The 11,042-nt window shown below is 69.8% G+C and carries 9 protein-coding genes; 3 read left to right on the top strand and 6 right to left on the bottom strand.

The genetic code is table 11. The features are described from left to right. Nucleotides 1–328: 328 nt before the first annotated feature. The 6 genes from ABZ646_RS29315 to ABZ646_RS29290 all read right to left on the bottom strand — a co-directional run bounded on the left by ABZ646_RS29315 (nt 329) and on the right by ABZ646_RS29290 (nt 7,740). A complete protein-coding gene (locus ABZ646_RS29315) occupies nt 329–1,648 on the bottom strand; it encodes a DUF455 family protein (protein WP_360525177.1) in 1,320 nt (439 codons plus the stop codon). Nucleotides 1,649–1,721: 73 nt separating this feature from the next. Beyond that, nucleotides 1,722–2,846 carry a radical SAM protein gene (locus ABZ646_RS29310; protein ID WP_360525174.1) on the bottom strand — a complete coding sequence of 375 codons (1,125 nt, stop codon included), beginning with the start codon at nt 2,844–2,846 and terminating at the stop codon, nt 1,722–1,724. A 50-nt stretch (nt 2,847–2,896) separates the two neighbouring features. Next, the gene (locus ABZ646_RS29305) at nt 2,897–3,943 is read right to left on the bottom strand and encodes a sulfotransferase (RefSeq protein WP_360525171.1); all 1,047 of its coding nucleotides are present in this window, start codon (nt 3,941–3,943) and stop codon (nt 2,897–2,899) included. Beyond that, nucleotides 3,940–5,541 (bottom strand): glycosyltransferase, encoded by a 1,602-nt coding sequence (locus tag ABZ646_RS29300; protein WP_360525168.1) that lies wholly within the window; start codon nt 5,539–5,541, stop codon nt 3,940–3,942. The genes ABZ646_RS29305 and ABZ646_RS29300 overlap by 4 nt, the downstream gene beginning before the upstream one ends. A gap of 10 nt (nt 5,542–5,551) precedes the next feature. Beyond that, on the bottom strand, nt 5,552–6,634 hold the full coding sequence (locus ABZ646_RS29295) for a Gfo/Idh/MocA family oxidoreductase (protein ID WP_360525165.1): 1,083 nt from the start codon (nt 6,632–6,634) through the stop codon (nt 5,552–5,554). Then, nucleotides 6,631–7,740: a radical SAM protein gene (locus ABZ646_RS29290; RefSeq protein ID WP_360525162.1), complete on the bottom strand. Its 1,110-nt coding sequence runs from the start codon at nt 7,738–7,740 to the stop codon at nt 6,631–6,633. Before ABZ646_RS29290 ends, ABZ646_RS29295 begins: the two co-directional genes overlap by 4 nt. A gap of 197 nt (nt 7,741–7,937) precedes the next feature. On the opposite strand from ABZ646_RS29290, the gene ABZ646_RS29285 reads away from it, so the two are divergent. From ABZ646_RS29285 to pcaG, 3 genes are all read left to right on the top strand, one after another. Next, nucleotides 7,938–9,260 carry an alanine--tRNA ligase-related protein gene (locus tag ABZ646_RS29285; protein WP_360525158.1) on the top strand — a complete coding sequence of 441 codons (1,323 nt, stop codon included), beginning with the start codon at nt 7,938–7,940 and terminating at the stop codon, nt 9,258–9,260. A 61-nt stretch (nt 9,261–9,321) separates the two neighbouring features. Further along, nucleotides 9,322–10,266, top strand: coding sequence for a protocatechuate 3,4-dioxygenase subunit beta (gene pcaH / locus ABZ646_RS29280; RefSeq protein ID WP_360525155.1), 945 nt, complete (start codon nt 9,322–9,324; stop codon nt 10,264–10,266). Nucleotides 10,267–10,272: 6 nt separating this feature from the next. Further along, complete coding sequence (pcaG, locus tag ABZ646_RS29275) at nt 10,273–10,875, top strand: protocatechuate 3,4-dioxygenase subunit alpha (RefSeq protein ID WP_360525152.1); 603 nt, start codon at nt 10,273–10,275, stop codon at nt 10,873–10,875. Nucleotides 10,876–11,042 lie beyond the last annotated feature (167 nt).

Raw genomic sequence — 11,042 nt, 5'->3', positions numbered from 1 at the left:
GCCGTCCCCGCCACCGAGGCCGTCGCCTCCTGGAGAGACCGGCCGCTCTGCGAAGTCGCCGAATGCGCGAGCCAAGACCTTCGTTCACGGTCATTGTGACTCCTCACTGGGCGTGCCTCAGAAAAGCGAACTCGAAGCGAACCTGTCCCGGACCGGCGGATAAGAGTGGCGACTCCCCACAAGTATCACGTGTGTCTCCGCGCCTGTCTGTCAGCTGCGATCCTGATCGGTGAGATTGGTGAGATGTAGATAATGCGGGCCTTTTGACCGGGAAGAGTACGCGATTGGTCGATCATACTGACAACGTCAGTAACATTTCAACCGGGGTTCAGTGAAGATATTCGTGAGGGGCGTCGTCGGACGCCCGGGGTGTCCGCGGCCGCTGTGCCGTCTTCTGTTCGGCGGCGGCGCGCTCGCGTGCCCATTCTTCCTGAAGTGCCGCGATCTCCTCCGCCGAGAAACCGGACAGGGCGCGGTCCTCCGCATTGATGGGGATCATATGGCGCACCGGCATGTCGTGTTCGGCGAGCAGACCGCGTACCCGGGTGTCCAGCTCGCGGACCTCGTCCGGGCCCCCGAGCAGTTCTTCCAGCCAGTGGTTGGCGTTGCCGACGTGCGTGACCTCGTCGGCGTTGATGTAGTCGAAGATCGTCGCCGTCCGGGTGTCCCCGATCTGCTGGAGCCAGCGGTAGACGCGCAGGCCGCCGTCCAGGCCGATCCCCTCGCCGAGCCGCTGTTCGATGAGGATGCGTTCGGGAAGGGTCCGGCCCAGACGGAACTTGTCCCAGATCTGGAAACGGACGGGGTGTGAGCCGACGGTGCCGCCGAGTTCCCTCATTCGGGTGATGAGCAGCTCGAAGTGCCGGCCCTCGTCGCGCACCTGGCGGGCGAGGTCGTGGCGCAGGCCCCAGGGAGCCTCCGGGTGCAGCGCCAGAAGGGTGGCGCAGATCTCTGCCGCGCACAGCTCGATCTTGAAGGCGACATCGTGCAGGGGATCCACGATGTCGACCGAGGAGGACAGTTCGCCCACGCCGGCCGGGTCGACACCGGGCCGGTGTTCGCGCAGCCGGGGGTCGCGGCCGGGGCGGACCGGGATCTCCGTCAGGGCGGGCGTGCTCGTCACCGTGACCGGTGGCTCCGCTTCGCCCGTCCGCCCCGCGCACCTGTCGAAGAGCGGCGAGGGCCCGCCTTCCTCGGTGTCCCCGAGGGGACGGTGCAGGGTGCCCAGGCGGTCCAGCACCCAGGTCAGGCACTGGTGGCCGGCCTCGTCGACCAGGGGGTCGAGCCGGACCAGGAGCGCCGCGGTGGCCGCGCGCAGATCGGCGTAGGCGACGCGCGTCAGCCGGTCCAGCTGACGGTCGGGATCCTCGATGGCCACCAGGTCGTTGCACTGACGCACGAAGGCGGCGTTCAGCGGCCTCGCGGCCTCCCTCGTCGAGCGCAGCCCCGGAAGGCGCTGCCCGAGCGTGTCCGCGCACTGGGCCAGTCCCCAGACGTCCTGGGAGAGCGCCACCTTGGCCTCGGTGCTTGCGGTACGGACCAGCACGGCGGAGGCGATCTCCATCAGACGTATGCAGGCGAAGCGGAGTCCTTCCATGGCGGTCTGGTTCTCGTGCACCAGCGGTATCCGGGATTCGGTCGTTTCCATCACGGGATCACTGTCTTTCCAGAGGATCGTCACCGTCCGCGCCGGTGGCGGGGCGTGAACGAGGGGCGGGACGTCAGCCGCGCTTGACGTCGAGAGGCAGCAGCCGGCGCCGGTACGGGACGACCTCGCCGTCGTCGAACGCGTACGCCTTGGGCAGCACATCCGCCTGCTGCCAGATCTTGCAACCGCCGTAGCACCGGCCGTCCTTGCGCCAGCCGCAGTCGACACACTGCTCGTAGGGATAGAACCGCAGTTCGTCCCGGTACTCCCGGGGGCGGCCGGAGTGCCACATCTCCCAGAACTCCTCGGGCGTCAGCAGCTCGAGGTGCTCCCGGTCCTTGTAGATGTTGATCAGAGGGTGGTCGACCCAGTGCGAGCAGCCGAGGACCTTGCCGCCCGGCTCGATGACCACGGTGTTGCCCTGGGCCGCCTCACAGCCGGTGCCGATCACCTCGTCCGCGAACATGTCCTTGAGCGTGTCGTGGTCGAAACTGCACAGCGGGATCTTGTTCTTCTCGCGGTTGAAAATGAATCGGACCCCGAGTTCCGGTTGCAGCCGGAAGAGCTGCTCGGTGAGCCGGGCCAGTGCCTCGGGTCCGGACGCGACGCCCGTGTCGAGCTGCTGTACGACGTTCGGCACGCCGTAGTTGATGTAGACGGTCCGGCATCCGAGGGCGGTCAGGTTCTCCACCACCCGCAACACGTTGGGGAGGTTGGAATCCATCACGGTGAGCATCGGGTACAGCGGCCAGCCGTGCTCCACCGCGTGCCGTACGGCTGTCATGGCCTTGTCGTAGCTGCCGGGTATCCGCGTCGCCGTGTCGTGCTCCTCGGCGGTGTGCCCGTGCAGACTGATGCAGCCGCCCTTGAGCCCGGCGTCGATCATGGCCTGGCCGAACGCGGGATCGGAGATCTTGACGCCGTTGGTGACCACCCAGGCGCCCATGTTCTTGGCACGCGCGTAGGACACCACGTCCAGCAGGTCACGGTGGATGGTCGGTTCGCCGCCGAGCAGGGTGAAGGTGCTGATGCCGATGCTCTCCATGAAGTCGATGCCCTTGTACGCCTCGGCGGTGCGCATGGTCTTCGGGCTGCCGAACACCTCCGCCCCCGCGTAGCAGAACGAGCACTTCAGGTTGCAGGCATAGGTCATGACGAGCACGCCCTTGCCCATGGTGATCCTCTGGTCAGCCGGCATTGCATTCTCCTGTCGGGCCGGTGGAAGGGGCGAGTGGAGCACGGGGGGTCCTAGCCGGAGGCCGCACGCAGCAGTTCCGCATGGGCGCGGCAGCCCTCCTCCACCGTGGCGATGTCGTCCGCCGACAACTCGTCGGTGAACGGACGGGAGTTGGGGGTGGGGGTCGAGGACGACAACGGGAAGCGCTTGGCGGGGTCGCGCGGCGGATTCCCACCGGCGTCGGCCAGCATGACCTCCGGGGGCAGTCCCAGGTAGCGGGCCAGCCGCGTCACCTGGTCCGTCCGCTCGGCGGGGGCGGTGAGGCGGTCGTAGTCGACGATGAGCAGCCGGTCGGGCGCGTACGCGGCGAAGGCCCGGGCGGCTCGTGCGCTGTCGCACCAGTCCCGGACGAACGCGGGCGCCGACATGACCAGCCAGGCGACGCTCCCCATCGGAGGACGTCCGTCCAGCTCCGTACGAGCGCGGTGCACCATGGAGGCGAACACGTCGACGGGGGAGCGGTGGATGAAGACGAAGCGTGCCTCGGGCAGCGCCGCGGACAGTTCCGCGAACCGGTAGTAGTGGAAGGGGAACTTGTCCAGGATCCGTTCCGAGCCGCCGCTTCGCGCCGCCAGTTCCAGGAACTCGCGGACCACGCGGGTACGCCGGCTGATGCGCATGGCGGCGTGCCGGATCCGCAGCCGCCGGTCGGCGCGGGACCAACCGCGTACCGCGACGCTGTCCACGTCACTGGTGAACTGTTCGAAGACCCGGTCCCCGAAGACGTACGAGCCGAGCGCACGCTCGAGCCAGGTCCGTGCCCGGCGCGGACGGCCGAGCCGGGCGAGGTACGCGTCGACGCCCGCCGCGCCGCCCAGCGCCTCTTGCCAGTGCGGCCAGCCCTGGCGGCCGATCCGGTCGAGGTCCAGCAGCGGGCTCATGAAGAAGCTCAGCGCGGTCTCGTGCGCGGAGTCACCCATCGTCCGTGCCCGTTCGGCGGCACCGAACTCCGGGTACCGGGCGAGCATGCGGTACAGCAGCGTGGTGCCGCTGCGGGGGTATCCGGCGACCAGGACCGGGGCGTTGCGCAGGACGGAGGACCGGGCGGCCGACGTCATCGTTCGACCTTCCAGCTCGTGACGCCGCCCCGGCGCAGCAGGAGTTCGAGGCTGCCGGTCAGCGGCCCGAGGCTGCGTACCACGAAGGTGACCGAGGCCGCGGCCAGGGAGGCCAGCAGCAGCCGCGCGGGGAACTCCCTGACTCCGGACAGGTCCGCGGCGCCGGGAAGCGTGTGCAGGTGCCGCCAGGTCTGGAGGAACCCGCCCTGCACATAGGCCAGGTGCAGAGCCACGAGCACCGTGGTCAACGCCCACCGGCCGTCGGCGGCGGCCAGTGCGGTGGCCGCCGCCCAGGCGGCCGCCCGCCAGGCCCAGGCGATGTTGCGGCCGTGGCCGACGGCCAGCAGGTACCACCACTGGAGCCGGCCCGGGCGCACCCCCAGCTCGTTGCGGAAGGCGCGCAGATCGGTGGCGAACCGGGCCGATCCGTGGAACCAGAACCGCGACTGCCGGACGGAGGACAGCGAGTCGGGGGCCACGTCGCAGTAGTCGAGAGCGGGCACGGGACGCACCTGGGCGCCCAGCAGCGAGGCCTCGTAGCCGAGGGCCAGGTCGTCGTTGGGGCTCAGCGTGGGGAAACCGCCGATCCGCTCCAGGAAGCCGAGGGAGACGAAGCAGCCGTGCCCGATGCAGTAGGCGAGCGGGCGCAGCCCTCCCGCGCGGGCCTGCTTCGTGTACCTGCGGAAGAGGTCGTACTCGAAACCGAGTGCCCAGCGGGTCTGGGCGATCGCGTCCGACAGTCGCAGCGCTGCCCGCATGCCACGCAGAGCGCCCATGCCCCGGCAGTAGCTGGAGACCTGCTGGAAGATCTCGGGAGGCTCGTGCCCCGCGACGGCCTCGGCGTGCACGATGTCGGTCATGGCCAGGAACGCGGCCGGGTCCGGCTTGGAGTCCGCGTCGTAGACCCCGACGTAGACAGGGACGTCGCGCGCCCGGTCCCGTCCGTCCTGCCACCTGCGCAGCGCGGCGTTGAGCTGGCCCACCTTGCCGGTGGCGGTGGTCGGCGCGGCGGAATGGTGGAAGACCTCGCGGCCCAGCGAGGCGTTGAGTTCCGCGATGACGTCCGCGGCCGTCTCGGCTGTGGTGGGCCGCTGTCGCTCCGCGACGAGCCGCACGGCCTCGTCCGGGCGCCCCGTCTCCAGCGCGTGCCGGAAGGGCGCGTGGGCCGCCGGCACCAGAGCCCGGGTCAGCGCCTGGTCCAGGTCGTGGCGCGGGTCGCCGCGGCCGGCGGCCGCCCGGAGCTCGGCGAGGGCCTCCCGCCGTTCCTGTTCCTCGCGCTCGGTGGTGGCGATGACGACCTGGAGGGCGACGCCGTCCTTGACGGCACGCACCAGGTGCTCACAGGCCTCCCGCACGACCCGGTCCTCGCGCAGCATGGGCATGAGGATCACGAACTCGGGCCCTGCCACGGGGTGCGCACCGGTGCGGGAGGTGTCCGCCGCCGCGGCGTGCGTACGCCCGGACCCCACCCGCGACCGGAGCGCTCTGACCGTGCGGACCTCACCCGCGAAGGCCCGGGCGGTGACGAAGGCGAAGTAGGTGGCGGTGGGAAGGCCCACCAGATAGGTGACGAAGTCGAAGGGGGTCATGGATCGCACGGTCTCCTCCTCACACGTGACGCGTTCCGGGCGCCGGGTGCTCCGTCCGGCAGGGCACCCACAGGTCCGAGGAGAGGGACGCGGACACGGCGAAGGTCTCCTCCGTGAGCCGGACCAGATGGTCCCAGTCCTCTTCGGCGCCCCGGCCCGCGTCCAGGTCGTCGAGGTAGTCGCGCATCGAGTGGCCGAAGCTGTCCGGGAACCAGCCGGTCTCCAACTGCTCGCCCGGCAGGGACTGGCCGGGGCGGGGCAGGTGCCACATGCGGACGGTGTTGCCGCCGGGGTCCGCCAGGGCCACCCGTTCGCTGCCGGCCCGGATGACACCTGTCGAGCCGGAGATGACGACCTCTTCGAAGGGATGGCCCTCGGCGAAGGAGAACTCCGGCAGCGTCCAGTCCTCCAGGAGCTGCACCACCACCGAGTCCGGGTACTCCAGGGTCGCGCTGATCCAGTTCGCCTGCTTCAGCAGCTGGCCCGGGTGCGTGCCCGCCCGCCCGGTGACCTTGACGGCCGGACCGAACCAGTAGGCACACAGGTCGAGATGGTGTATCGCCATCTCGAACACGATGTAGTCGTCGATCGTGTGGTCCCAGCGCCCGGGTTCGCGGTCCCACCAGTCCCGGTTGCGGATGGTGCACAGATACGGCTGTCCGATCGCCCCCGACCGCAGCAGGTCGCGGACCTTGCGCCAGGCGGACACCTGCCGGCCGGTCATGTTGAGCCGGACCCGGGCTCCGAGGTCGCGCAGCCGCCTGATGCCGTCGAGTTCGGATCGCGTGGTGCACAGCGGCTTCTGCACCAGCATGGGCTTGCCGGCCTCCGCGACGGCCGTCATCAGCTCCAGATGGCTGGCCGGCGGGGTGGCGATGTCGATGACGGCCACGTCCGGGTGCGCCACGAGGTCGGCGACGTCGCGGAACCGGTGCGGTATCCGGAACTCCTCGGCGACTTCGGCCGCGACGGTCTCGTCGACATCGCAGACCGCCGTCACGTCGAGCCCCATACGGCGGTACGCCGGCAGGTGGGCGTAGCGGGCCACGCCGCCGACGCCGACGATGCCGATCCCCGGGCCGGGGGCGGGGGCGCCGGTCACGGGAACTCCCGGTGGGCGTCGAAGTTGTTGACGAAGTGGATGATCTTGTTGAGCTCGTGGCCCTTGCACAGCGGTGGGCACCGCTTCACGTCGATCATCGCGAGCACCGAACGCCGCTGCTCGCCCGCCCAGATCTCGGTGAACCGGCGTTCGTTGATGTTGCCGAACGACCAGTTGCTCTCGCCCTTGAAGGCGCAGCACACGTCCACCGACCCGTCCGCCCCGACGGTGGCGAGGAGTTCGTTGCCCCGGCACACGTCGTAGGTGCGGCCGTAGTCCTCCTGCCGTGTGACGTCGTCGAACTTGTGGTCCAGGTAGCGGATGTCGAAGCGCTCGTCACGCAACTGGCGCACCTGCGCCATCTGTTCCTCCAGGACCGTCCACAGCGACGACTCCTGCTCGAACTGCTCGTTCGACCGCTCGTAGTGGACGATCGGCTTGACCTGGAAGTAGTCGACACCGGCCGCTTTGGCCCGGCGGGCCCCCTCGGCGAGGTCGTGGACGTTGGACTCGTCCACCAGGAAGGAGAAGCCCATCACCAGCCCGGAGCCCGCGGCATCGCGCTCGGCCGCGAGGGCCGCGATGTTGCGCAGGACCACGTTGTGCAGCGCCTTGTTCACCCGGTGGGTGCGCGCGTAGACGTCCGGGGTGCCCGCGTCGACGCTGAAGCGTATGTAGGAGAAGTGCTCTACGAGGGTGCGGCGCAGCCGCGGTCCCAGCTTGACCCCGTTGCTGTTGATGCCCTGCCGGAAGCCCAGTTCGGCCGCCCGCTCCACGACCTCGTCCAGATCCTTGTGCACGGTCGGCTCACCGCCGCCGGTCCACGTGACCGACTGGACGCCGAGGCTCCTGGCGTCCTCCAGCAGTTCGAGCATGCGCTCCTTGTCCAGCACCTCCTTCCGTTCGTGGAGATAGCCGTACGTGCACCACGTGCAGCTCTGGTTGCAGATGTTGATCGGGTTGATCTCCAGGTTGATCGGCCGCATGGGTTCCGGCTGCCGAGCGGCAACCAGCACCTCGGGGTGGGCCAGCAACTTCATGGTGGAGAAGTTGTCGGAGGTGTCCAGGAGCGCTCGGCGCGCCATCGGCTCCACTGCATCGCTCATGGTGCCGGACCTTACCCACGCCTTGACAGCTTGTCAATGAAATATTGACTAGCCTGACACGGGTATTCCGGGGTGTTTTATTCACTATATGTGCAGGTCGGCGGGAAGATTTGACTCTGGAGTCAAGTCAAGAGTTGCTCCTTGTCAATAATCTGCCGTATGCTTTTTTGGGAGTGGTCAAGTACCGAGGGGTGGGTGTGGAGCATCAATTGGCCGACGAGCTGGTCGACCAGCTCGGGCGGCGCTTCCGGCATCACAGGGTCGAGCCGCGCAGTGTCGTGGCACCCGCGGACGAGTCCACGCTCTTCGTCTCCGCGGGGATCCAGCTGTGGCGCGACTGGGCTCTGTCCGGACATCCCGGCAGGACCGGGCGCGTGGGGCTCCAGTGGTGCGTACGCACCAACCGGACGGACGTCCCGGCGCGGCGCGGTGTCTCCACCTCCTTCGCCATGGTCAGCCATGTGTCGCGGGGCGCCGTCGAGCGGGAGCGGTATTTCGAGGGGCTCTTCGAGGCGTTCCACGCCGTGGGGCTGCCCCCGGACCGGCTGGCGTTCATCGCCAGCGCGGACGAGTCCGGCGGGCTGAGCGACACCTCGTCCGTCGAGGCGCTGACCCGCATGGGATTTCCCGAGCGGCGGATCGGCTCGACCGCCCGCCGCTTCGCGGCCCCCCTGACCGGCGGCCCGTTCGGGCCGAACCTCCTCGTGCTGGCCGACAACGGCACCCCGTGCGGGCTCGGTTGCACCTCGACCTGTCCGTGCGGCCGCTGGTTCCACTTCTGGAACTGCGAGTTCCTGGACTTCCGGGGCGAGGGCCCCGGCGCGGCCGCCGGTGCGCAGGAGCCGCTCGTCGACTCCGCCGGCGGCGCGGAGCGACTGGCCGCGGCGGTGCTGGGCCTGTCCGACATCTACGAACTGCCCACGTTGCGATCGTTGTACGCGCAGGTGGTCGCGGTCTGCGAGGGCGACCGGGACCATGACGCGGAGACGGCCGAGGGGCTGCTGCGCCAGGTCGCCGACCATGTCCGGACCGTGGCGCTGATCATCGGCGCGGGAGTCTCGCCCGGGCCCAAGCGCCAGGGGCATGTCCTGCGCCGGTTGCTGCGTCGCGCCTTCCTCGGCCTGGAGCTGCTGGGCAGCCCGCCGGACCGGCTGGTCGGGCCGGTCGCCCTGGCCGCGGCGGCCTACCGTCGCTGGCGCGGGTTTCCCGGACTGGCCGACTCCTCGCTGGACCTCGTCCGGGCCGAGGCCGAGAGTTTCCGGACGCTGGTGGCAGCCGGCCGGCGCGAGTACGAGAAGCTCACCCGCGAGGGGTCCGCCATCACCGCCGAGTCGCTCTTCCGGCTCAAGTCCGAGCGGGGAATCCCGGTCGAACTCGTGCAGGCCTGGGCCTCACGCGACGGCACAGACCTCGACGCCTCCGGCATGGCCCAGCACATCACAACGGAACAGCGGCTCTCCCGTGACCAGTTCGTTCCCCGCAGATCCGGGTCGTCATCCGGCACCCCGTCCACACCGTGACACGGCAGGCGGCCCGAAACCGCTCTGCCCGGCTCCGTCCCTTCCCTCCGAGGTTCAGACCATGAAGCACATCGATTCTCCCGGCCAACTGCGCACCAGCTACCTCGACTTCTTCGCGGCGCGCGGGCACGCGGTGATCCCCAGCGCCTCACTCGTCCCCGACCGCGACCCGAGCGTGCTGTTCACGACGGCCGGGATGCACCCGCTCGTCCCCTACTTCCTGGGCGCCGAACACCCCGCGGGAACACGCCTGGTGGACTACCAGAAGTGCGTCCGGACCAACGACATCGAAGAAGTCGGCGACCCCACCCATCTCACGTTCTTCGAGATGCTGGGCAACTGGTCGCTGGGCGACTACTTCATGCTCCGGCATCCGAAGCAGCCGCTGGTCGCCATCGACACCAGCAAGGACCCGGAGCTGGTGGAGCTGCACTCCCCTGCCTTCGGCGAGCGGGACATCACCGGGATCGACAACGATCTGACCCGGCAGCACCACGGCGAGCCGATCGGGGAGCGGATCACGGTCTCCGGACGGCTGCTGGACCGCGCCGGCCGGCCGGTGCGGGGGCAGCTCATCGAGATCTGGCAGGCCAACTCGGCCGGCCGGTACGCCCACCAGCGGGAGCAGCACGACGCCCCGCTGGACCCGAACTTCACGGGTGTCGGCCGTACGATCACCGACGCCGACGGCGGCTACCACTTCACCACCGTCCAGCCGGGCCCCTACCCCTGGCGCAACCACCTCAACGCCTGGCGTCCGGCGCACATCCACTTCTCGATGTTCGGCTCGGCGTTCACGCAGCGCCTGGTGACGCAGATGTACTTCCCGAGCGACCCGCTGTTCCCCTACGACCCGATCATCCAGTCCGTGACGGACGACGCGGCCCGGCAGCGGCTGGTCGCGACCTACGACCACAGCCTGTCCGTGCCGGAGTTCTCGATGGGGTACCACTGGGACATCGTGCTGGACGGCCCGGACGCCACCTGGCTCGAAGAAGGACGCTGACCAGCCATGACGAAGATCGACACGAGCAGCCCCGAGAACGTGCTGCCGACCCCGTCGCACACGGTCGGCCCGTTCTACGGCTACGCCCTGCCGTTCCGCGGCGGCGAGGACATCGCCCCCCTCGGCCACCCGGACACGGTCACCGTCCACGGGTACGTCCTCGACGGCGAGGGCGCCCCGCTGCCGGACGCGTTCGTGGAACTGTGGGGCGCCGACCCGGAAGGGAACGTGTCCACCACGGACGGTTCGATGCGGCGCGACCCGGCGAGCGGTGGGCACCTCGGCCGCAACGGCGTGGAGTTCACCGGCTGGGGCCGGATCCAGACCGACGCCGACGGACACTGGTACGCACGGACGCTGCGGCCCGGTGCCCGTGGCGGCAGCGCGCCCTACCTCAGTGCGTGCGTTTTCGCGCGCGGTCTGCTGGTGCACCTGTTCACCCGGATCTACCTGCCCGGCGACGAGGCGGCGCTCGCCGCCGACCCGCTGCTCACCCGGCTGGGCGACCGGCGCGACACGCTGATCGCCGCCGAGGAGGGCCGGGGGACCTACCGTTTCGACATCCGCCTTCAGGGCGAGGGCGAGACGGTCTTCCTGGAGTTCCAGTGACAACAGCGACGAACGGCGGCACCGACACGGGGCTGCTCGGCCCCGGGTGGTTCGGCTCCGCCGCCGCGGCCGCGACCGGTGACGGTGCCTGTCTGCGGGCGCTGCTGGACGCGGAGGCGGCGCTCACCCGCGCCCAGGCGGCGACGACCGGCTTCGGCGCCCCGGCC

Source organism: Streptomyces sp. NPDC007162 (assembly GCF_040634175.1).
Lineage (GTDB): Bacteria > Actinomycetota > Actinomycetes > Streptomycetales > Streptomycetaceae > Streptomyces.
The sequence above is the reverse complement of the archived record's forward strand: the minus strand, read 5'-3'. Positions and strand labels throughout refer to the sequence as shown.